The sequence below is a fragment of the Microbacterium sp. 05N427 genome (assembly GCF_056397105.1).
The window spans coordinates 87,457-108,047 of the sequence record NZ_JBFTMT010000009.1 but is presented as its reverse complement, the minus strand read 5'-3'; the positions used below and the strand labels follow the sequence as shown (position 1 = coordinate 108,047).

Here is a 20,591-nt window from a genome sequence, read left to right as displayed (position 1 = left end):
TGCAGGACCGCTCCGCCATCTGCAGGACCGCCGGCCGCCCGCGGGCGCGGGTGACGGGGGAATCCGGGAGCGCGCCGCCTCAGGCGAGCCGCAGATCCTGCATTCGGGGACGGAGGTCCTGCATTTGACGCGAATCGGCCCCGAGCACGCCGAAGCCCCCGACCCGCACACGCGGATCGGGGGCTTCGAACGACGGCTCAGTGACTGAGGATCTGCTCCACCGGTCCGCGCACGAAGTAGAGCGCGAACCCGGCGGCGACGATCCACATCAGCCAGTGGACCTTCTTCGCCCGCCCGGACAGGACGTTGATGAGCGCCCACGAGATGCAGCCGACGCCGATGCCGTTGGCGATCGAGTAGGTCAGCGGCATCGTCACGATCGTGAGGAAGGCCGGGAGGGCGACCGCGAAGTTGGTGAACTTGATCTCGCGGATCTGTCCCATCATCATCGCGCCGACGATCACGAGCGCAGCGGATCCGACCTCGATCGGCACCACGAGCGTGAGCGGCGTCAGGAACATCGACAGCAGGAACAGCACGCCGACCACGAGAGAGGCGAGGCCTGTGCGAGCGCCCTCGCCGATGCCGGAGGCGCTGTCGACGTAGACCGTGTTCGACGAGGTCGAGGTCATGCCGCCGGCGACGGCGCCGAAGCCCTCGACGACGAACGCGGAGCGCAGCCGCGGGAACGTGCCGTCCTTGTAGGCCAGGCCCGCGTTCTTCGCGAGACCGGTCATCGTGCCCATCGCGTCGAAGAAGTTCGAGAACACCAGGGTGAAGACCAGCATCGTCGCCGACAGGGCGCCGACGCGACCGAAGGCGCCGAACAGGTCGAACTGCCCCACCAGGCTGAAGTCCGGGATGGTGACGAGCGAGCTCGGCAGCTCCGGGATCGTCATGTGCCAACCGTTCGGATCCTTGAAGGAGGGACCGAGCTGCAGCACCGCCTGGGCGATGAGCGCGACGATCGTGGTCGCGACGATGCCGATCAGGATGCCGCCCGGAACCTTCCGCGCCACCAGGATGCCGATGACGACGAGCCCCAGCAGGAAGATGAGCGTCGGGACGGAGGTGATGGATCCGTCGTTGCCGAGCTGCACCGGCGGACCGCCGGGGCCCGCGGTGCGGTTGACGAAGCCCGAGTCGACGAAGCCGATGAAGGCGATGAACAGACCGATGCCGACGGTGATCGCGGCCTTGAGCGGCTGCGGCACGGCATGGAAGATCGCGGTCCGGATGCCGGTGGCTCCGAACAGCACGATCAGGATGCCGTTGATCACCACGAGCCCCATGGCCTCGGCCCAGGTCACCTGGCCGACGACCGCGACCGCGAGGAAGGAGTTGATGCCCAGACCCGCCGCGAGAGCGAAGGGCAGCCGTGCGATGACGCCGAACAGGATCGTCATGACGCCGGCCGTGAGGCCGGTCGCCGCGCCGATCTGCGCCGCATCCAGGGCGTGGCCCGCGACATCCTTCGTGCCGCCGAGGATCAGCGGGTTCAGGATGACGATGTAGGCCATCGTGACGAAGGTCACGATGCCGCCTCGGATCTCACGACCGACGGTCGACCCGCGGCGGGTGATGCTGAAGAACCGGTCAAGACCGTTCTTGGGTTCGACCTCGACCGTCGAGGTGGCGCCGGTCTTCAAGGGAGGAAGAGTCTCCTCCTGACGGGAGAACAGGGCCGTGGCCTCGTTCTCGGGTGTTCCCTCTGCTTCGGGGGTGGGAGTGGGGGACGTCATTGTCTTCTCCTGGATTCGTCGGGTCGGGTCAGTACTCGGTACGGGTGGTGGTGAGGTTCCATTCGGTGAAGGGCGCGACGCGCTCCTCGGCGGGCAGTTCGATGTCGGAGACCGGCATGAGCGCCTTGTCCTCCGGTCCCCCCTCGAAATAGCGGTAGAAGACCGCGTCGTCGAAGCCGGCGTCCGCCGCGTCGTCGCGGTTGGCCGCGAAGTACACGCGGTCCACGCGCGCCCACAGCGACGTGGCGAGACACATCGGGCACGGCTCGCAGCTCGTGTAGAGGGTGGCGCCGGAGAGGTCGAAGGTGCCGAGCTGCTGGCAGGCGTTGCGGATCGCGGTCACTTCGGCGTGCGCCGAGGGATCGAGGTTCGCGGTCACCCGGTTGACCCCTTCGAAGACCCGGCCGTCGGCCGAGACGATGAGGGCGCCGAACGGGCCTCCGGCGTTTCGGACGTTGTCCGTGGCGAGGGCGACGGCCTGAGCGAGATACTCGGCGGGCGTGGCCGGCGCAGCGGACGAGGGCGCACTGCTGTCAGAAGGCACACTGGTGCTGTTCATGGAGAGCTTCCTTGCTGTCGTCGCAGTGATACGGCTTCCGGTCAGACCCTTCGTCGGGCCCTTCCTCGAGATAAGTACGTCGAACCGCTAGGTTGTCATCCCGCCTCCGGCCGTTGATACGGCCTCGGGTTGAAATGACAGTAACAGCGTTCCTTTGCCAGGTCCATGGTTTTTTGGAACCTGGATTCCACATTGTGATATTCCGTGTTGCTTCTCCGCATTCGCGGCGCTATGGTCGTCGCCATGACGCATTTTCGGATCCGCGAGGCTGCCGGCCTTCTGGGCGTCAGCGATGACACCGTGCGCCGCTGGGCCGCGGACGGCATCCTGACCCTGTCCACCGACGCGACGGGCCACCAGGTCGTGCCCGGTGCCGAGCTCGCCGAACGAGCCCAGGCACTGGCGAGCGAACCGGATCCGGGCGACAACGTGCTGCGCAGCGCGCGCAACCGGTTCGTGGGCCTCGTCACGGCCGTGCGGGTAGAAGGACTGATGGCGCAGATCGAGCTGCAGAGCGGTCCGCACCGCATCGTGTCTCTCATGAGCGCCGAGGCCGCCACCGAGCTCGGACTCGAGGTCGGGAGCAAGGCCGTCGCCGTCACCAAGGCCACCATGATGATCATCGAAACCGAAAGGACCGAGTCGCGATGACCCGATCCCCCCTCCCGATCCGCCTGTCCGCGATCGCCGCGACTGCCCTTGCCGCGGTGCTCGCCCTCACCGCGTGCTCCGGCGCGGCTCCGGCCGCGACGCCGACGCCCACCCGCACCGCCGAGGCCTCGACCGTCAGCGGCGAGCTCACCGTGTTCGCCGCGGCGTCGCTGAGCCAGGCGTTCGACCAGATCAGCACGGCCTTCGAGGCGGAGAACCCGAAGGTGCACGTCAACCCGATCACATACGACGGATCCTCGACGCTCGCGACGCAGATCATCGAGGGCGCCCCGGTCGACGTCTTCGCCTCGGCCGATCAGAAGAACATGGACAAAGTCACCCAGGCGGGCCTCGCCGGCGATGCGCCCGTCTTCACGACGAACGTGCTGCAGATCGCGGTCGCCCCCGGCAACCCGCTCAAGGTCACCGATCTCGCCTCGCTCGCGAACCCGGGGCTGAAGCTCGTGCTGTGCGCCCCCGCCGTGCCGTGCGGCAACGCCGCGAAGACGCTGTTCGACACGGCGGGCGTGACCGTGACGCCGGCCAGCGAGGAACAGAACGTGACGGCGGTGCTCGCCAAGGTCAAGGCCGGCGAGGCCGACGCCGGTCTGGTGTACTCGACCGATGTCAAAGCCGCGGGATCCGCCGTGACCGGCATCGCGATCACGGGCGCCGACAAGGCGACCAACAAGTACCCGATCACGGTGCTCAAGGCCTCGAAGAACGCCGAGGCCGCCACCGCGTTCCAGAGGTTCGTGCGGTCGGACAAGGGACAGAAGATCCTCAAGGATCTGGGGTTCGGCGGCGCATGAGCACCGGGGGCCGGAGGGAGCCGCGCGCGATCGGGTCGTCGATGACGGGGCCCGCGCGTGGTGACTCCCCGACCTCGGATGCCGCGCCCGTGCTCCCCGCGCCTGTCCCCCGACGGCGCGGGGAGCACCTGCCCGCCTGGCTGCTGATTCCGGCGGGCATCGCGGTGCTGCTGCTGGTGCTGCCGTTCGTCGCGCTGCTGGTGCGGCTGGACTGGGCGACGGTTCCGGCGGCGATCACGTCTCCCGCAGCGCTCCAGGCGCTCGGGCTCTCCCTGACCACCGCCGCGATCGCGACCGTGGTCTGCGCGATCCTCGGGGTGCCGCTGGCCGTCGCGATGGCCCGCAGCCCCGGCTGGCTGGCCTCGGTGCTGCGCACGCTGACCACCCTTCCGCTCGTGCTGCCCCCGCTCGTCGGGGGCATCGCGCTGCTCGCCCTGCTCGGGCGCAACGGCCTGCTCGGCGGGGCGCTGGCCGTTGCGGGGATCAGGATCCCGTTCACGACCGCCGCCGTGGTGATCGCGCAGGCGTTCGTGGCGCTGCCGTTCCTGGTGATCTCGATCGAAGGCGCGCTGCGCGCGATCGGCACCGAGCACGAGCGGGTCGCGGCAGGTCTCGGCGCGAGCCGCTTCACGGTCTTCCGCCGGGTCACGCTGCCCCTCGCGGCACCGGGGCTCATCGCGGGCACCGTGCTGTGCTTCGCCAGGGCGCTCGGCGAGTTCGGCGCGACCGCCCTGTTCGCCGGCAACGCCGCCGGGGTCACCCGCACCATGCCGCTCGCGATCTACACGGCGTTCAACGGCGCCGGCGTCGAGGAGGACACGGCGATCGCGCTGTCGCTCCTGCTCATCCTCGTCGCCCTCGCGGTGCTCGTGCTGGTGCGCGGATGGCGGGCGGGGGCCGTGCGATGAGGGTCGATCTGCGCGCTCAGCACGGCGGATTCGCGATGACCGCGGCGTTCGAGGCGCGGCCCGGCGAGATCCTCGCGGTGATCGGACCGAATGGATCCGGGAAGTCGACGCTGCTCAACGCGATCGCCGGGATCGTGCCGGCCGCCGGGTCCGTCACGGTCGGCGGCCGCGTGCTCGATGGCCCGGTCGGTCCCGGTGCGGCACGCGGAGTCCATGTCCCCTCGGCGCGGCGTCGCATCGCGCTGCTCGGCCAGCGCCCGCTGCTGTTCCCGCACCTGTCCGTGCGCGAGAACGTGGCGTTCGGGCCGCGCGCGCAGGGCGTTCCGCGCGCCGAGGCCCGTCGTCGCGCGGAGCGACGGCTGGAGGAGGTGGGACTCGGCGGCTTCGCCGCGCGCCGGCCCGCCGAGCTCTCCGGCGGGCAGCAGCAACGGGCCGCGATCGCACGCGCCCTCGCCTCCGAGCCCGATGCGCTGCTGCTGGACGAGCCGTTCGCCGCGCTCGACGCGCCGTCCGCCGCGCAGGCCCGCCGGCTCATCGCCGCCCAACAGGACGAGAACCCCGCGATCCCGATCGTGCTCGTCACGCACGACCCGATGGATGCGCTGATCCTCGCCGCGCGCACGCTCGTGATGCAGGACGGATCCGTGATGCAGAGCGGCAGCACCGCGGAGGTGCTGGGGCATCCGCGTTCGGAGTTCGTGGCCGCGCTCGCCGGGGTGAACCGCCTCGAGGCGGTCGGTGCGGGCGGTGGCGCCGTCGCCGCGGGCGGGCTCCTGCTCCGAGGACGGGGCGATACGCTGCGGGACGGGGCGACCGGCAGCGTCGTGTTCGCGCCGGGATCCGTGCGGGTGGATCCGCCCAYCGGTTCCTGGGGCCTCGGGCCGTCGGTCACTCCGGCCCCCTCCCCGGCGCCGAATTGCTGGACCGGGCGCGTGGCACAGCTCGATCCGATCCCCGGGGGGATCCGGGTGCACACCGCGGAGCACCCAGGCATCGCCGTGGACTGCCCCTCCACGCATGCCGTCAGCCTCGGCCTGCACCCGGGGCAGCGCCTCTCGTTCCGCATCGACGAGGCCGACGTCTCGATCCGAACCGGTCCCTGAGCGAGCGCAGCCAACCGGTCCCTGAGCGAGCGCAGCGAGACGAAGGGCGGTCCCTGACCAAGCGCAGCCAACCGGTCCCTGAGCGAGCGCAGCGAGACGAAGGGCGGCCGGCGGCCTCGTGTTGCGCTGCGCGGATCCCGTCCTCTCGCAGCAGTGCTACGGTTGCCCATCGAAAGGGGGCCGACCGATGACGATCTCGCCGCGATCACTCGAGACCGATGCCGTTCCGGCGCGCGCCGGCTCGTCCCCCGACGTTCCTCCGCGCGCTCGGCGGCTGCCCTCGACCGGCGTTCTCGACACCAGGGATCGCCCGCTGCGCGACCTGCGGATCTCCGTCACTGACCGGTGCAACTTCCGCTGCGTCTATTGCATGCCGCGCGAGGTGTTCGGTCGCGACTACGTATTCCTGGAACGGCATGAACTGCTCACCTTCGAGGAGATCGAGCGGATCGCCCGTGCCGCTCTCGCGAACGGCGTCCGCAAGCTGCGCCTCACCGGCGGGGAGCCGCTGCTACGGCGCGGGATCGAAGAGCTGGTCGCGCGACTGGCCGCCCTGCGTACGCTCGACGGCGCAAAGCCCGAGATCGCGCTGACGACGAACGGATCCGCTCTCGCCGTCAAGGCCGAGGCCCTCAAGGAGGCGGGCGTCGACCGGGTCACCGTGTCGATCGATTCCCTCGACGATCAGCTGTTCCGTCGCATGAACGACGTGGAGTTCCCCGTCGCGCGCGTGCTGCAGGGCATCGACGCCGCGCAAGCCGCCGGGATGCCCGTGAAGCTCAACACCGTCGTCAAGCGGGGACTCAACGACGGCGAGATCCTGAGCCTCGCGGAGCACTTCCGCGGCACGGGTCATGTGCTGCGCTTCATCGAGTACATGGACGTCGGCGCGACCAACGGCTGGAGCCTGGACGAGGTGGTCCCCTCCGCGGAGATCGTCGAGACGATCGACGCCCGGTTCCCCCTCGAGCCCGTCGCCCCCGCGGCCCCCGGCGAGACCGCGAAGCGCTGGCGCTACGTGGACGGATCCGGGGAGATCGGCGTGATCTCCTCGGTCACGAACGCGTTCTGCGGAACGTGCAACCGTGCCCGCCTCTCCACCGAGGGGCGTCTGTTCACGTGCCTGTTCGCGACCGAGGGCCACGACCTGCGCGCACTGCTGCGCGGCGGCGCGGACGATGCAGAGCTCACGGCGACGCTCGCGCGGATCTGGGGCGTGCGCGACGACCGCTACTCCGAAATCCGATCGAGCCTCACCCCCGAGCTGCGCGCCGCCCGCGACCGCATCGAGATGAGCTACATCGGGGGCTGAGCCGGGCTCGCGGGGGCCACCTCCGTCGGCGCCCCCTCTGAGCATCCGCGCCCCCTCCGGGAGTCGCGTCTGCGAGGGGGCCTCGGTGACCAGAGGGGGCGTCGACGCCAGGTGGCGCACCGCGCTCCGCGGGGCACGCCGGCCGTCAGAGTCCGACCCACTCCGAGACGCCGTCGGCATAGTGCTGGCGCTTCCAGATGGGCACGCCGCGCTTGATCTCCTCGACCAGGCGCTCGCATGCCTCGAACGCCTCCTTGCGATGGCCCGCCGACGCGGCCGCGAACAGGGCGACGTCGCCGATCCGGAGGTCGCCGACCCGATGCGCCGCCGCGACGAGCAGGCCCGTCTCCGCCGTCACGCGCTCCACGATCTCCTCGAGGAACCGCTCCGCGTCGGGGTGCGCGCGGTAGTCCAGGGAGCGCACCGCCTGCCCTCCGTCATGATCGCGCACCACGCCGCAGAACATCACGGTGGCGCCGTGCGCGGTGTCGCCGACCGCCGCCCGGATGATCGCCTCGTCCAGGGGCTCGTCGCTGATGATCGCGCGCTCGCTCACTCCGACTCCGTCCGGTCGCTCGGCGCAGAGCCCGCGCCCACGCCCTCGGTCTCGCCGCCGACAGCGGCGAAGGCTCTGATCCCGCCCGCGAGGTAGCGTGCGTCGATGCCGCGTTCGCGCAGCACGCGCACCGCACGCTGCGAGCGCGGGGCCTTCTCGCAGAACACCACGACCGGCCCGTCGCCGAAGATCCCGGGAATCGGCGCACCGCCTTCGAGCGCACCGAGCGGCAGCGCCACAGCCCCCGGGATGCTCCGCAGCAGGGTCTCGTGCGGCTCGCGCACGTCCAGAAGTCGCACGCCGCCCTCGCGCCGCAGCCGCAGCACCTCGGCGGCCGACAGCGCGGAGACGTCCTCGCCCGCGACCGTGCCGCAGAACAGCTCGTAGTCGACCAGCCCGTCCACGGCCGGCGCGTCGTCGGCGCGCTCGAACCCGATCTCGCGGGTGCGCGCGGTGAGCGCGTCGTAGAACAGCACGCGACCGACGAGCGGCTCGCCGATGCCGGTGATGAGCTTGACGACCTCGGTCGCCATGAAGGATCCGATCGCGGTGCACAGGCTCGCCAGCACGCCGCCCAGCTCGCACGACAGCACCTCATCCGCAGCCGGCGGCACGGGGAAGAGGTCGCGGAACCCGGCGTCGGGCACGGCGACGCCGACCTGCCCCTGGAAGCGCAGGATGGATCCCCAGACCAGGGGCTTCCCGGCGAGGCGGGCAGCGTCGTCAGCCAAGTAGCGGGTGGGGAAGTTGTCGCTGCCGTCGATGAGGATGTCGTATTCGGCGAGTATGCCCGGAAGGGTCTCGGCCGTCGCGCGCTCGCGATAGGGACGCACCAGGATCCCCGGATCGATGTCGCGCACGGTGTCGGCGAGCGAGCCGACCTTGGAGCGGCCGATGTCCTCCACGCCGTGGCTGAGCTGGCGATGYAGGTTGGACAGCTCGACCACGTCGTCGTCGATGACGCCGATCGTGCCGACGCCGCTGCCGGCGAGCGCGGGCACGAGAGCACTGCCGAGCCCGCCCGCGCCGATCACGAGCACGCGGGCCGCGCGCAAGCGCCGCTGAGCGATCTCGCCGAAGCCGGGCAGCATGAGCTGGCGGCTGTACCGGGCGATGTGTTCGGGCGGCAGTTCCGGCCCCGGCTCGACGAGCGCGATCATAGGATCGAGTGTACGCGGGGAATGCCCCACGTGACCGCTTGAATTCCATGATGCGGATGCTCCTTTCCGCAGAACGGGCTAGATTGAGGACATGGCCACCATCACCGTGCGGTACTTCGCCGCGGCCGCCGAGGCCGCCGGACGCGATCAGGAGCAGCTGAGCGTCGACGGCCCGGATGCCCTGGCGACCGTGGGCGCGCTGCGCGCCGAGCTGCTCGGGCGGTACGGTGAGCCGATGGCGAAGGTGCTGAAGTCCGGATCCTTCCTCGTCGACGGCACCGTCAGCCGCGACGACGCCCGCCCCCTCGGCGAGACGGTCGACATCCTGCCCCCGTTCGCGGGCGGCTGAGCACGCACGAGTCTGGAGACGTGATGAGCGAGCTGACGCACCTGCGGGCCGACGGATCCGCACACATGGTGGACGTGACCGACAAGGCCGTGACCCGCCGCGAGGCCCGAGCGCAGGCCGTACTGCAGACGACCACCGCCGTGGTCGCGCAGATCGCCGATGGATCGCTGCCCAAGGGCGAGGCGCTCGGCACCGCGCGCATCGCCGGGATCATGGGCGCGAAGCAGACCTCCGCGCTCATCCCGCTCTGCCACCCGCTGCCGCTGAGCCGGGTCGAGGTCGACCTCGTGCCCGAGGGCGACCGCGTGCGAATCATCGCCACCGCCGTCACGAAGGGCGTGACCGGCGTCGAGATGGAGGCGCTCACGGCCGCGAGCGTCGCGGCGCTCACGCTCTACGACATGGTCAAGGCCGTCGACAAGCACGCCGTGATCGGCGACATCCGCGTGCTCGCCAAGTCCGGCGGCAAGAGCGGCGACTGGACCGCGGAGTGACCGCGGAGCAGACGCCCGCCCGATCCGCGACCGTGCTCGTGGTGTCGACACGCGCCTCCGCGGGCGTGTACGCCGACGAGACCGGACCGATCATCCGCGCGTGGCTCACCGAGCGCGGATTCGCGACCGGGGATCCGGTCGTCGTCGCCGACGCCTCCGTCGCCGACGCTCTCGCGGCCGCGCTCGACGGCGCGCCGGATCTGCTGCTCACGACCGGCGGCACCGGACTCTCCCCCGACGACCGCACCCCCGAGGCGACCGCGGCGCTGCTCGACCGCGAGATCCCCGGCCTCATGGAGGAGCTGCGCCGCCGCGGCCTCGCCGCGACCCCGATGGCGCTGCTCACCCGCGGCGTGGCCGGAGTCGCCGGCCGCACGGTCGTGATGAACCTGCCAGGATCTCGAGGGGGCGTGCGCGATGGCCTTGCCGTGCTGGATCCGGTCCTCGACCATCTGCTCGCCCAGCTGAGCGGCCGAGGCGGCCACCGCTGACACCGGTCTGCAGGGTCCGCCGCACCGCGGGCGGTCGCGGGATCCCGTCCTGCCGGAACGACCCGGCCGGAACAACGACGCTCCGCCATCGACGCGATCATCGCGCACCCCTACAGTGTGCTCAACAGGGCGGTGTGCTCAACAGGGCGATGTGCTGGGTGCAGCGCTCGGCGACGAGGGGCGGTTCACTCCGATGATCGACTCGCAGCACATGCGCGCCAGGGAACCACGGTTGCGCCGACGCGGGCGTGCGGCATGCGTGGTGGTCCTGGTGGGCGCCCTGATCGCAGTGACCGGATGCACCGCGAACGGGACGGCACCGCCGCCCTCGACCCGCCCGCCGTCCACCGCCGCGATCGATCCGTCGGCGTGCGTCCCCGACCCCGCGTCGGTGATCGATCGCACGCAGGGAACCGCAGCCACCGGGAAGCTGCCGGCGGCGCACTCCGCGCCGCTCGACGCCGCTGCCGCTGCGGCGTTCGCCGCGACCGGGGCGCCCGGCGCCGTCGTCGCGGTGCGTTCTCCCGAAGGCACCTGGGTCAGCGCCTACGGCGTCTCGGATCTGACGACGGAAGAGCCGCTGACCTCCGACGTGTACCACCGGATCGGATCAGTGACGAAGACGTTCACGACGACGATGATCATGCAGCTGGTCGCGCAGAAGAAGCTGTCGCTGGACGATCCGATCAGCAGGTATGTGCCGAATGTGCCGAACGGATCCGAGATCACGATCCTCCAGCTGGCGAACATGACAAGCGGCATCGCCAACTACACCGACGACCCCGAGTTCATGAAGCTATACCTCACCGACTACAGCATCATCTGGACGGTCGACCAGCGGCTGGCGACGGCATTCGCGATGGGGCCGACGTCTGCGCCCGGAGCCGAGTTCCACTACTCCAACACCAACACGGTCCTGCTCGGGGAGGTCATCGAGAAGGTCACAGGGCACCGTCTCGCCGAGGAGCTGCAGCGAAGGATCTTCGATCCGCTCCGGATGGCCAACACTTCGTACCCCGTGGCGAGCGCGGTCATGCCCAACCCGCATGCGCACGGATACACGAACCTCGGAATCGTCGACGGCGCCATCAGCCCCTTCGCGCCGACAAGGGACGCGACCGCGTGGAACGTGTCTCAGGCCGGCGCATCCGGGGAGATCGTCAGCCGGGTCGACGATCTGCTCGTCTACGGACGCGCTCTCGGCACCGGACAGGGCCTGCTCCCTCGCGAGGCGCAGATCGAGCGACTGTCATCGATACCCGTGCCCTCGGGCTATGGCATCGGCCTGAACTGCGTGCAGGGCTGGATCGGACACAACGGGCAGGTCCCCGGCTACAACACGGCGCTCTACTACGACACACGCACCGACACCACGGTCGTCGTCGAGGTCAACGGCGACCGCCCGACGGGAACGGCCGGGGCGACACCGGCGGACTCGATCTTCTACGCCGTCGCGACCGCGCTGGGGCGAGGCCTCGTCACCCCGTAGGGTTGACCCCTATGGCTACTGGGGCGACCATCCACACCTTCGACGTGCAGCTGGCGGATACCGACCGCGGCGTCTACGAGGAGTACTCGCTGCGCGTGGCGCGGCATCCCTCCGAGACCGACGCGTACATGCTGACCCGGTTGCTCGCCTACGGGCTGGAGTTCACCGAGGGCGTGGCCTTCAGCGAGGGGCTCTCCTCGACGGAGGAGCCCGCCGTGGTCGTGCGCGATCTGACCGGTCGAACCACCGGGTGGATCGAGGTGGGCGCGCCCGACGCCGAGCGCCTGCACTACGGCAGCCGCCTGGCCGAGCGCACGGTCGTCTACACGCACCGCGATCCGGCCAAGGTCATGGCACCGTGGCAGGGCAAGCGGATCCACCGTGCCGAGGACATCCGGGTCTACAGCTTCGACCCCGGCTTCATCGAGTCGGCCGTGCCGTTGCTCGAGCGCCGCAACACGGTGACTCTCACCGTCACCGAGCGCACGCTCTACCTCGACCTCAACGGCACGTCGCTGACGACCGAGATCCACGAGCACGAACTCGGCTGACCGGCTGCGTGCGGAGCCGGCTGCCCGCCGCCCGCCGCCCGCCGCCCGCTGCCCGCTGCCCGCTGCCCGCTGCCCGCTGCAGCGAGTCGAATCCACGTTTCCTCCGTCGACGCGCGACCGTTCTCAGGATGGATCCTGCCGCGGGACGCCTGTTGACGTGCACACGGGCGCTTGACGCAAATCCATCCTGAGAACGGTGCGAGCGCGAGCCGACAATGCCTGCGCCGGAGCGGCGTCAGTCGGACCCGGGCTGCGCCGCTCCGAGGTTCCCGTGGTCACGCAGCTCGCGTCGGGTCGGATGGTGCTCGTCCGCCGTCGCATCCGTGACGGTCACCGGCTCGCTCTCTCGCTCCGCAGCCGTCGGGGACACGTCGCCCGACGGCGTTCCCGGCACCGTCGGCGCCTCCGAGTCCGGCGCGCCCGTGCCGTCCGGCGATCCCCCGGCCTTCTCCGCACGTCTGGCGGCCCGGCGCTCCCTGGCACCCTCGACGAGGTTGTAGAGCGTGGGCAGCACGAGCAGCGTCAGCACGGTCGACGATACGAGGCCGCCGATCACGACGATCGCGAGCGGCTGCGAGATGAAGCCGCCGTGGCCGGTGATGCCGAGGGCCATCGGGGTGAGCGCGAAGATCGTGGCGAGCGCGGTCATCAGGATCGGGCGGAGGCGCCGGGATCCGCCGGCGATCGTGGCGTCGTGCGCGTTCATGCCCTTCTCGCGGTACTGGTTCACCAGGTCCACGAGCACGATCGCGTTGGTCACCACGATGCCGATCAGCATCAGCACGCCGATGAGCGACGCCACGCCGAGCGGCACGCCGGTCGCGATCTGCAGCAGGATCGCACCGGTCGCCGCGAACGGCACCGAGCTCAGCAGCAGGATCGGCTGGCGCAGCGACCTGAACGTCGCCACCATCACGATGTACACGATGAGGATCGCCGCGAGCATCGCGAGCCCGAGCTGGCCGAACGCGTCCTGCTGCTGCGTGACCACGCCACCGAGCGACGCATCGGCCCCCGAGGGGAGCTTCGCGCTCGTGATCGCCTTCGACACCGAGGTCGAGGCGCTCGCGAGGTCGTTGCCCTTCGGCGTGACCGAGACCGTCGCGGTGCGCTGCCCGCGCTGGGTCGTGACCGACGCCGGGCTCTCGCTCTGCTGCACGGTCGCGATCTGGTCCAGCCGGATGAGCCCTGCCCGGCTCGGGATCGTCAGGGCCTTCAGCTCGTCGACCGTGGTCGGCGGGTTCGCGCCCTGCAGGTAGACGGTGAGCGAGGATCCGTCGATCTCCACGGATCCGATCTGCTGCGGGCGCATCGACTGCGAGACGATGCCGCCGACCGCGACCTCGCTGAGGCCGTGCTGCGCGGCGGCCGCGCGGTCGACCTGCACCGAGATGTACGGCAGCGACGCCGAGAGGTTGCTCGTGACCTGATTCACGCCGGCCGAGCCCTTGAGCTTGGTGACGAGCGCGTCGGTCGCCTCGTTCAGCGTCTTCTCGTCCGGTGCGGTGATCTTCACCTGGATGTCGCTGGATCCGAAGCCCTGAGAGGCGGCGATCGTGATGTCGCCGACGCCGTCGAGCTTCTTCACGGCCGCGCGCACATCGGCCTGGACGGTCTCCTGGTTCGCCGACGGATCCGTCGTGATCGAGTAGGTGATGCCGGATCCGCCGCCGGAGAACGCGTCCCGCAGGGCGGATCCGCTCGAGCCGATCGAGACCTGCACGGTCTTGATCCCCTTGATGCCCTTGATCGCCTCCTCGACCTTCTGCGCGGCCTTGTCCTCTGAGTCGAGGCTGGGTGACTGGCCCAGCGACTGCGTCATCGTGAAGGTGTTCTGGCCGCTGGATCCGAGGAAGTTCACCTTCATCAGCGGGGCCGCGGCTGCYGTGCCGATCAGCACCACGACCGCGAGCACGACCGTGAGCCAGGAGTGCTTCAGCGTCCAGCGCAGAATCGGCAGGTACGCCTTCTGCAGGCGCGACGGCGGCGCATCCTCGTGCTCGGGATCGATCGCCCTGCCGTTCTCGTCGAGCAGAGGCTTGCCGGGGCGGAGGAACCAGTACGCCAGCACCGGGACGATCGTCAGAGCGACGAACAGCGAGGCGACCATCGCGATCGTGACGGTGAGAGCGAACGGGCGGAACAGCTCGCCGGTCATGTCGCCCACGAAGGCGATCGGCAAGAACACGGCCACGGTGGTGATCGTGGACGCGCTGACCGCCATCGCGACCTCGCGCACGGCGCTGAGGATCGCGGTCTTCTTGTCGGCGTCGCCGACATAGTGGCGTTTGATGTTCTCGATCACGACGATCGAGTCGTCGACGACGCGGCCGATCGCGATCGTGAGCGCACCGAGCGTGAGGATGTTCAACGAGTACCCGAAGGCCTGGATCCCGATGAACGTGATCAGCACGCTGGTCGGGATCGAGATCGCCGTGACGAGCGTCGAGCGCACCGACAGCAGGAAGATCAGGATCACGATCACCGCGAAGACGAGACCGAGCAGACCCTCCTGCGCGAGCGACTCGATCGACTGCTGGATGAACGGCGCCTGGTCGAACACCGTGGTGAACGTCGCACCAGGCAGATCCTTCTTGAGCTGCGGGATGAGGTTCGTGACGGCCTTCGACACCTCCACCGTGTTCGCGGAGGGCAGCTTGGTCACGGCGATCGTGAGGGCGGTCTTGCCGTCGACGCGCGAGAGCGACGTGACCGGATCGCCGTCGATGACGACCTTCGCGACGGAGCCGACCGTGGCGCCCGGCACCGTAGCGCCGATCAGGGGGATCGCCCGCACCTGCTCGACGCTGGTGAGCTTCTCACCGGTCTGGACGGTGAGGGTGTTGTCGTTCTCGGTGATGGATCCGCCCGGGAACAGTGTGCCGTTCTGCTGCAGTGCGTCCTTGATCGCGCTCGAGGAGAGCCCGGCCGCCAGCAGGGCGGTGTTGTCGGGGGTGATCGTGAGGCGCTTGCCCTGTCCGCCGACGAGGGAGGCGGCGTTCACGCCCTTGAGCCGCTCGATCTTCGGGATGACCGTGTTCGTGAGGCGCTGCTGCGCCGCCTCCGCGTCGGAGAAGCCGGTGACGGCGAGCTGGATCACCGGGAAGTCGTCGATCGACGCGGTGATGACCTGCGGATCCACGCCGTCGGGCAGCTGCGACTTGATGCGTCCGATGGCCTGGTTGATCTTCTGCTCGGCGGTCGCGAGGTTGGTGCCGTACGCGAAGGACGCCTGGATCACGGACGAGTTGGTCGTGCTCGTCGCGGTGGAGGTGTCGAGGCCCGGCACGCCCTGGATCGCGGTCTCGATCGGGGTGGACACGTCATGTTCGACGACCTCGGGCGAGGCTCCGGGGTAGCTGGCGACGATCGCGAGTTGCGGGAACTCGATCGACGGGATCAGCTCCTGCTTCAGATTGGTGAGCGCGAGGCCGCCGAACACCGCGGCCACGATCGTGATGAGCGCGATCAGGGCGCGGTTGCGCAGGCTCAGAACGGCGAGCTTCGACACGGGTCCCCCTTCGTAGCCCGATACGGGAGAACGGGCGTACAGGCCAGATTCTAGAGCGCCCGGGTATCGCCCCCGTCACAGGCTCGTCGCCGGCATCGTCCGGATCCTCCGTGGCGGCCCGCCGGCGGCCGGCCGCGGCGTGAATACGATGGCACCATGCAGCTGAGCGCAGACGATCGTCGCTTCCTCGATCTGGCCGTCGAACAGGCCCGGATCGGCGGGGAGGAGGGCGGCATCCCGATCGGCGCCGTGCTCGTGCACGACGGCGAGGTGCTGGCCGTGGGCCGCAACCGTCGGGTGCAACTGGGCAGCGTGATCCGCCACGGCGAGACGGACTGCCTGGAGAATGCGGGCCGGCTGCCGGCACGCGTCTATCGGGAGAGCGTCCTCTACACGACCCTCTCGCCCTGCTACATGTGCGCCGGCACTGCGACGCTCTACGAGATCCCGCGCATCGTGATCGGCGAGAACCGCAGCTTCCAGGAGTCGGAGGCGTGGCTGCGCTCGAACGGCAAAGAACTCGTGATCGCCGACGACGCCGACTGCATCGCGCTCATGGATCGGATGATGAGCGAGCGCCCCGAGTTGTGGGCCGAGGACATCGGGGTCGAGGCGAGCGACCTCGAGTCCCGCGGATGAGCAGGGATCCCGCGTGAGCGGGGCTCCGCTCTTCTCACTGCTCCGGAAGGTTCCGCTCCGCGAGGTTCCGCTCAGCTCCCGAGTGCGGCGCCGAGCGCGAGTCCGGCGACGGCCGCAAGCACGCCGAGGATCAGCATGCCCACGGCGTTGAAGAAGGCGGCCCGGGAGGATCCGTCCCGCCACAGCGCGACCGTGTCGAGCATGGCCGTGCTGAACGTCGTGTAGCCGCCGAGCAGGCCGGCGCCCACGATGAACGCCGCCCCGGGGAAGCCGCCCGTGACCACGCCCAGCGCGAAGGACCCGGTGAGGTTGATCACGAGCACGCCCCAGGGGTACCGGGTGCCGACCAGCCGCGCGACGCCGAGGTCGACCAGGTAGCGCAGGCCCGCGCCGACACCCCCGGCGAGCGCGGCGTACAGGAAGATCAGCGGGTTCATCCGTGCGCCTGCGTGTGCGAGGAGCGGGGCCGGGCGAGGTCGAGTCCGAGCGCCGCGGCGCTCAGGCCGAGCACGAGGCTGCCGAGCGCATAGGCCGCGGCGAGCCAGGGCTGGACGTGCCACAGCGTGACGCTGCCGACCGCGAAGGCGCTGTAGGTGGTGAAGCCGCCGAGCACGCCCGTGCCGAGGAGGATCCGGACGCCGCTCGACGACGGCAGCCGGGCGGCGAGCACCCCGATGAGGAACGCACCCACGACGTTGGCGATGAGCGTGGCCCACGGGACGGCGCCGAGTCCGCTCCCGCCCGAGGGTGGCAGCGCGAGGCCCAGCCCGAGCCGAGCGGCGGAACCGATCACGCCCCCCGCCACGACCAGCGCGAGACGGAGCGGCACGGGCGAAGTCACGTCCGTCAGCCTAGACCGGGGCGGTGCGGGAGTCTCGTCCCGGAGATCCGGACGGTTCCGATCGGGGTTACGTAGACTCGGCGGGGTGGCGGGCGACCCGACCCGAGGGGCCGTCGAACAGCCCGGCCGAGGAGGACGACGCGCGAGTGACCATGAGGATCGCCTTCGGCTGGTCGCGTCTGCTCACCGCGGGCGTGTGCGGAGTCGCCCTCGTGGACCGTCTGTTCTGGGGCCTGGGCTCGCAGACCATCGCCGGCCAGAACTACCTCGCGTACCTCACGATCGAGTCGAACATCGTGTTCGCGATCCTCGCCCTCATCGCCGGGATCATCGCGCTGCGCACGCCGGAGGATCCGGCCTGGCTCACCACGGCCAGGGCGGTCGTGCTCAGCTGGACCATCACCGCCGGCCTCGCGTTCGCCCTGATCGTGTGGCAGGCGGGCCTGCACGGCATCCCGATCTGGGTGCCGTGGTCGGACGTCGTGCTGCACTTCGTCCTGCCCGCCTGGACGATCGTCGCGTGGGTCTTCGGCCCCGGCCGGCGTGCCGCGTCCTGGCGGATCGTGCCGTACGTGCTGTTGTACCCGGCCGCATGGGGCGTGTTCACGATCTGGCGAGGCGGCGTGGTCGGCTGGTACCCGTACTACTTCCTGGATCCGCGACAGGTCTCGGGAACGCCCGAGATGATCGTGACCTGCGCGATCGCCCTCGCGATCTTCGGGTTCGTCGCCAGCGGGCTGGTCGCGCTCAGTCGGCTGCACACCATGGCCCGGACGGATCTGCCCGGATCACCGAAAGCGGGCGGGTCACCGAAAGCGGGCGGGACACCGAAAGCGGACGGGAACGGGGACGCGCCGGATCCGGCCTGAGATCAGGGCGTGGGCGTCGCCGAGACGAAGAACCGCAGCGACTCGCGGACGGCGGCCTCGGCATCGCCGTCCCCGAGTTTCGCGAAGGCCTCGGCCTCGGGCCCGCCGACCAGGCCGACGAGCACGGGCCTGCCGGTCACGGGCTGCAGGTTCAGCCAGGTGCGGATGGGACCGTCGCCCCCGACCACGTGCCAGAGGTCGGCGTCGACCTTCCAGAAGGCCTCGTCGAACTGCGCCCAGACGGTCTCGACGTATCCCGAGGCGAGCGCGGCGATCGCACCTCGGTGGCCGAACGGCAGCGGAGGCGCGAACTCGATCGCCTGATGCTGCAGCACGCCGAGCGGAGCGGTCACGACGACCCGGTCGAACGACAGCGACTCGCCCGTGCCGAGGCGCAGGCTCACACCCGAGTCGTCGTAGGCGATGCGCGTCACCGGAGAGGCGAGCGTGACCTTGATGCCGTCGAGCGGCGAGTTCACGAGCACGCCGACATCGCCGTCGGCGCCGACGAGCGCGTCAGGGGCGAATGCCGGCGGGAACCAGCTCGACGCCTTCGCGGCGTCGGCGCCCGTGGTCGCCTGCACCCAGGCGAGGGCCGCGGCGAGCGCCGGATCGGCGGGGTCGGCTCCCGCTGCGGTGAGGGCCGCGTCGATCGGCACATCGGAGGGCGCGTTCGCCGCCTTGTCGACGGCGTTCCGCAGCGGTCCCGCATCGATCGCGGGCGCGGCGCCGTCCTTCGACCACCCGGCCGGCCTGTCGAACGTCACCCGGTGGACCCCCTGTGCGGCGAGCTCGCCGCCCAGGGTTCCCGCTCCCTCGCCCGCGGAGAGCCACGCGCCGAGCTGCACCGGGATCGGCCAGGCCTTGTCGGCGACGGAGCGGATCCGGCCGCCGGTGCGCTCGCGCGCCTCGAGCACGGTCACCGTGCGCCCCGCATCGGTGAGCGCGCGGGCGGCGGCGGCCCCGGCGGCGCCCGCGCCGACCACGGCGATGCGCTCGCCGCTCGCCGAGGCGGCGATGAGCTGGGCGGCGGCGCGCTGCCCGGAATCGATCGCGCCGGGAACCGTTCCTGGATGATCCGGGTCCGTGGCCTCTCCGGCCAGGAACACGCGGGCGCCGATCGGCACGGCGAGATCCTTGCGCAGCTGTGGCGTCGCGCCGGCGGGCAGGTAGCTCATCGCCCCGCGGGAGTAAGCATCCGTCGACCACGTGCTGCGCATCCAGGCGGTCGGCTCCGGTGCGGCGCCCGGCGGCACGGACGGCACCGGAGAAGGCGGGGCGGTCGTCGGCGTCTTCGTCGGCTGCGGCTCCGGCGTGCAGGCGGCGAGGAGCACCGCGACGGCACCGGATCCGGCGCCGACGAGCAGGGTTCGCCGCGAGATGCCCATCGTGGTGCCAGCCTATCCCGGTGCCGTGCGAGGGCGTCGTGCGGGGGCGTCGAGCGAGGCCTTGCACGACGACGTCGCACCGTTCTCAGGAGGAAAGCCCGTAGGCAGACCCGTGTTCGCGCGAACACGAGCCTGCCGGGAAATCCATCCTGAGAACGGTCGACCGCGAGCCCGGTTCGCCGGCGGGGGCCACCCCGTTCGAGCGTCCTAGAGGTTGCCCTCCGCGTAGAGGCGCAGGGCGTCGCGGACGAACTCCGCGCCTGCCGTGCCGGCCGTTCCCGCCGCCCCCTCGGCCGCGGCCCGGTCGGCGTCGGTGGCGTAGTTCGCGCCGAAGCGCGGATCCGCCACGTACATCTCGCCGAGGCCGATGACGTACGCCTTGCGATCGCCGGCCGCGCCGTAGTCAGGCGTGCCGGGGATGCCCGTGAGCCAGTCGACGTGGCGGCGCGCCACGTCCTGCGCCTCGGACGATGCCGGATCCGCTCCCGCCTCGGCGAGTGCGATCCAGCTCCGGTTGAGGTCGGCGACGGCCGCCTTCCAGGTGTCCTGCCCCTGGGCTCCGAGCCCGCGCCACCAGCGGTCGCTGTCGGCGTAGGCCTTCTTGCCCCAGCGGGTCTCGACCTCGTCCTTGTACTGGGTGTGGTCGAAGCCGTCGAACATGTCGTCAGGCATGAGTGATCCTCCTTCTCTGAGTGTGGTGATGGTGTTCTCGACCGACGCGATCTGCCGCGCCAGCCTTGCCTGCTCCTCGCGCAGCAGCGCGAGGTGCTTCTCGAGGGCGTCCGCCTCGATCGCGATGTCCGCCCGCCCGCCGGATCCGGACTCGGATGCGGATCCGGACACGTCGAGAGTCTCGGCGCTCGGACGCGGCGGTCGGTGCTGGCCGGGCGCCCCGACGACCTCGGCGATCGCCGGCAGGCCCAGCCCCAGCTCGCGCAGCAGCAGGATGCGCTGCAGGCGCAGGAGCGCGCCCTGGTCGTAGTGCCGGTAGCCGTTCGAGGCGACCCGCGTCGGCGGCAGCAGACCGATGTCGTCGTAGTGCCGCAGGGTGCGGCTGGTGGTGCCGGTCAGCCGTGCGATCTCCTGGATCGACCAGTCCCGGTGCGTCATGGGATCCTCCTTCCGTCGTCGATATGACCACCGTAGAAGTTGACGTTGCGTTAAGG

Annotated in this window: 21 protein-coding genes; 12 read left to right on the top strand and 9 right to left on the bottom strand. The window is 70.6% G+C overall.

Features of this window, described 5'->3' with window-relative positions; genetic code table 11:
• Positions 1-197 precede the first annotated feature (197 nt).
• Together AC1DG4_RS10835 and AC1DG4_RS10830 are read right to left on the bottom strand one after the other, a co-directional pair.
• A complete protein-coding gene (locus AC1DG4_RS10835; protein ID WP_477381449.1) occupies positions 198-1,742 on the bottom strand; it encodes an NCS2 family permease in 1,545 nt (514 codons plus the stop codon).
• 28 nt (positions 1,743-1,770) lie between these two features.
• Positions 1,771-2,301: a nucleoside deaminase gene (locus tag AC1DG4_RS10830; protein WP_477381447.1), complete on the bottom strand. Its 531-nt coding sequence runs from the start codon at positions 2,299-2,301 to the stop codon at positions 1,771-1,773.
• A 243-nt stretch (positions 2,302-2,544) separates the two neighbouring features.
• Here AC1DG4_RS10830 and AC1DG4_RS10825 point away from each other — a divergent pair, with 243 nt between their 5' ends.
• The 5 genes from AC1DG4_RS10825 (at position 2,545) to moaA (ending at position 7,087) form a co-directional block, all read left to right on the top strand.
• The gene (locus AC1DG4_RS10825; protein ID WP_477381446.1) at positions 2,545-2,952 is read left to right on the top strand and encodes a TOBE domain-containing protein; all 408 of its coding nucleotides are present in this window, start codon (positions 2,545-2,547) and stop codon (positions 2,950-2,952) included.
• On the top strand, positions 2,949-3,764 hold the full coding sequence (gene modA / locus AC1DG4_RS10820; RefSeq protein WP_477381444.1) for a molybdate ABC transporter substrate-binding protein: 816 nt from the start codon (positions 2,949-2,951) through the stop codon (positions 3,762-3,764). Before AC1DG4_RS10825 ends, modA begins: the two co-directional genes overlap by 4 nt.
• Positions 3,765-3,805: 41 nt before the next feature.
• Positions 3,806-4,672 (top strand): ABC transporter permease, encoded by an 867-nt coding sequence (locus AC1DG4_RS10815; RefSeq protein ID WP_477381443.1) that lies wholly within the window; start codon positions 3,806-3,808, stop codon positions 4,670-4,672.
• A 35-nt stretch (positions 4,673-4,707) separates the two neighbouring features.
• A complete protein-coding gene (locus AC1DG4_RS10810; protein ID WP_477421231.1) occupies positions 4,708-5,775 on the top strand; it encodes a sulfate/molybdate ABC transporter ATP-binding protein in 1,068 nt (355 codons plus the stop codon).
• Between the two features lie 187 nt (positions 5,776-5,962).
• Positions 5,963-7,087 (top strand): GTP 3',8-cyclase MoaA, encoded by a 1,125-nt coding sequence (gene moaA, locus AC1DG4_RS10805; RefSeq protein WP_477381441.1) that lies wholly within the window; start codon positions 5,963-5,965, stop codon positions 7,085-7,087.
• 145 nt (positions 7,088-7,232) lie between these two features.
• Here moaA and AC1DG4_RS10800 read toward each other — a convergent pair whose 3' ends face one another.
• Entirely contained in the window at positions 7,233-7,643 is a 411-nt protein-coding gene (locus AC1DG4_RS10800) for a molybdenum cofactor biosynthesis protein MoaE (protein ID WP_477381439.1), read from the bottom strand.
• Positions 7,640-8,803, bottom strand: a complete 1,164-nt coding sequence (locus AC1DG4_RS10795; RefSeq protein WP_477381437.1) for a ThiF family adenylyltransferase — start codon at positions 8,801-8,803, stop codon at positions 7,640-7,642. Before AC1DG4_RS10795 ends, AC1DG4_RS10800 begins: the two co-directional genes overlap by 4 nt.
• A 91-nt stretch (positions 8,804-8,894) precedes the next feature.
• On the opposite strand from AC1DG4_RS10795, the gene AC1DG4_RS10790 reads away from it, so the two are divergent.
• The 5 genes from AC1DG4_RS10790 to AC1DG4_RS10770 all read left to right on the top strand — a co-directional run bounded on the left by AC1DG4_RS10790 (position 8,895) and on the right by AC1DG4_RS10770 (position 12,177).
• On the top strand, positions 8,895-9,152 hold the full coding sequence (locus AC1DG4_RS10790) for a MoaD/ThiS family protein (RefSeq protein ID WP_477381435.1): 258 nt from the start codon (positions 8,895-8,897) through the stop codon (positions 9,150-9,152).
• Between the two features lie 23 nt (positions 9,153-9,175).
• Positions 9,176-9,646: a cyclic pyranopterin monophosphate synthase MoaC gene (moaC, locus tag AC1DG4_RS10785; RefSeq protein ID WP_477381433.1), complete on the top strand. Its 471-nt coding sequence runs from the start codon at positions 9,176-9,178 to the stop codon at positions 9,644-9,646.
• Complete coding sequence (locus AC1DG4_RS10780; RefSeq protein WP_477381431.1) at positions 9,643-10,137, top strand: MogA/MoaB family molybdenum cofactor biosynthesis protein; 495 nt, start codon at positions 9,643-9,645, stop codon at positions 10,135-10,137. The genes moaC and AC1DG4_RS10780 overlap by 4 nt, the downstream gene beginning before the upstream one ends.
• 193 nt (positions 10,138-10,330) lie before the next feature.
• Positions 10,331-11,626, top strand: a complete 1,296-nt coding sequence (locus AC1DG4_RS10775; protein ID WP_477381429.1) for a serine hydrolase domain-containing protein — start codon at positions 10,331-10,333, stop codon at positions 11,624-11,626.
• An 11-nt stretch (positions 11,627-11,637) separates the two neighbouring features.
• Positions 11,638-12,177 carry a YaeQ family protein gene (locus AC1DG4_RS10770; RefSeq protein ID WP_477381427.1) on the top strand — a complete coding sequence of 180 codons (540 nt, stop codon included), beginning with the start codon at positions 11,638-11,640 and terminating at the stop codon, positions 12,175-12,177.
• Between the two features lie 235 nt (positions 12,178-12,412).
• On the opposite strand, the gene AC1DG4_RS10765 is transcribed toward AC1DG4_RS10770, so the two are convergent.
• Positions 12,413-15,688: an efflux RND transporter permease subunit gene (locus AC1DG4_RS10765; RefSeq protein WP_477381425.1), complete on the bottom strand. Its 3,276-nt coding sequence runs from the start codon at positions 15,686-15,688 to the stop codon at positions 12,413-12,415.
• Positions 15,689-15,844: 156 nt separating this feature from the next.
• Here AC1DG4_RS10765 and AC1DG4_RS10760 point away from each other — a divergent pair, with 156 nt between their 5' ends.
• On the top strand, positions 15,845-16,327 hold the full coding sequence (locus AC1DG4_RS10760; RefSeq protein ID WP_477381423.1) for a nucleoside deaminase: 483 nt from the start codon (positions 15,845-15,847) through the stop codon (positions 16,325-16,327).
• 71 nt (positions 16,328-16,398) lie between these two features.
• On the opposite strand, the gene AC1DG4_RS10755 is transcribed toward AC1DG4_RS10760, so the two are convergent.
• A complete protein-coding gene (locus AC1DG4_RS10755) occupies positions 16,399-16,764 on the bottom strand; it encodes a fluoride efflux transporter FluC (protein ID WP_477381421.1) in 366 nt (121 codons plus the stop codon).
• Complete coding sequence (locus AC1DG4_RS10750) at positions 16,761-17,168, bottom strand: fluoride efflux transporter FluC (protein ID WP_477381419.1); 408 nt, start codon at positions 17,166-17,168, stop codon at positions 16,761-16,763. The genes AC1DG4_RS10755 and AC1DG4_RS10750 overlap by 4 nt, the downstream gene beginning before the upstream one ends.
• Positions 17,169-17,320: 152 nt before the next feature.
• Between AC1DG4_RS10750 and AC1DG4_RS10745 the strand changes: the two genes are divergently transcribed.
• Positions 17,321-18,037, top strand: a complete 717-nt coding sequence (locus tag AC1DG4_RS10745) for a Pr6Pr family membrane protein (protein ID WP_477381492.1) — start codon at positions 17,321-17,323, stop codon at positions 18,035-18,037.
• Positions 18,038-18,039: 2 nt separating this feature from the next.
• Here the strand turns inward: AC1DG4_RS10745 and AC1DG4_RS10740 are convergent, their stop codons facing one another.
• Positions 18,040-19,425, bottom strand: a complete 1,386-nt coding sequence (locus AC1DG4_RS10740; protein ID WP_477381417.1) for a flavin monoamine oxidase family protein — start codon at positions 19,423-19,425, stop codon at positions 18,040-18,042.
• Positions 19,426-19,632: 207 nt separating this feature from the next.
• Positions 19,633-20,535, bottom strand: a complete 903-nt coding sequence (locus AC1DG4_RS10735) for a MerR family transcriptional regulator (RefSeq protein WP_477381415.1) — start codon at positions 20,533-20,535, stop codon at positions 19,633-19,635.
• Positions 20,536-20,591 lie beyond the last annotated feature (56 nt).

Bases quoted from the DNA above. Each gene is read 5' to 3' on its own strand.
- AC1DG4_RS10835 (WP_477381449.1), bottom strand. From the start codon at position 1,742: ATGACGTCCCCCACTCCCACCCCCGAAGCAGAGGGAACACCCGAGAAC.
- AC1DG4_RS10830 (WP_477381447.1), bottom strand. From the start codon at position 2,301: ATGAACAGCACCAGTGTGCCTTCTGACAGCAGTGCGCCCTCGTCCGCT.
- AC1DG4_RS10825 (WP_477381446.1), top strand. From the start codon at position 2,545: ATGACGCATTTTCGGATCCGCGAGGCTGCCGGCCTTCTGGGCGTCAGC.
- modA (WP_477381444.1), top strand. From the start codon at position 2,949: ATGACCCGATCCCCCCTCCCGATCCGCCTGTCCGCGATCGCCGCGACT.
- AC1DG4_RS10815 (WP_477381443.1), top strand. From the start codon at position 3,806: ATGACGGGGCCCGCGCGTGGTGACTCCCCGACCTCGGATGCCGCGCCC.
- moaA (WP_477381441.1), top strand. From the start codon at position 5,963: ATGACGATCTCGCCGCGATCACTCGAGACCGATGCCGTTCCGGCGCGC.
- AC1DG4_RS10790 (WP_477381435.1), top strand. From the start codon at position 8,895: ATGGCCACCATCACCGTGCGGTACTTCGCCGCGGCCGCCGAGGCCGCC.
- moaC (WP_477381433.1), top strand. From the start codon at position 9,176: ATGAGCGAGCTGACGCACCTGCGGGCCGACGGATCCGCACACATGGTG.
- AC1DG4_RS10775 (WP_477381429.1), top strand. From the start codon at position 10,331: ATGATCGACTCGCAGCACATGCGCGCCAGGGAACCACGGTTGCGCCGA.
- AC1DG4_RS10770 (WP_477381427.1), top strand. From the start codon at position 11,638: ATGGCTACTGGGGCGACCATCCACACCTTCGACGTGCAGCTGGCGGAT.
- AC1DG4_RS10760 (WP_477381423.1), top strand. From the start codon at position 15,845: ATGCAGCTGAGCGCAGACGATCGTCGCTTCCTCGATCTGGCCGTCGAA.
- AC1DG4_RS10755 (WP_477381421.1), bottom strand. From the start codon at position 16,764: ATGAACCCGCTGATCTTCCTGTACGCCGCGCTCGCCGGGGGTGTCGGC.
- AC1DG4_RS10745 (WP_477381492.1), top strand. From the start codon at position 17,321: ATGAGGATCGCCTTCGGCTGGTCGCGTCTGCTCACCGCGGGCGTGTGC.
- AC1DG4_RS10740 (WP_477381417.1), bottom strand. From the start codon at position 19,425: ATGGGCATCTCGCGGCGAACCCTGCTCGTCGGCGCCGGATCCGGTGCC.
- AC1DG4_RS10735 (WP_477381415.1), bottom strand. From the start codon at position 20,535: ATGACGCACCGGGACTGGTCGATCCAGGAGATCGCACGGCTGACCGGC.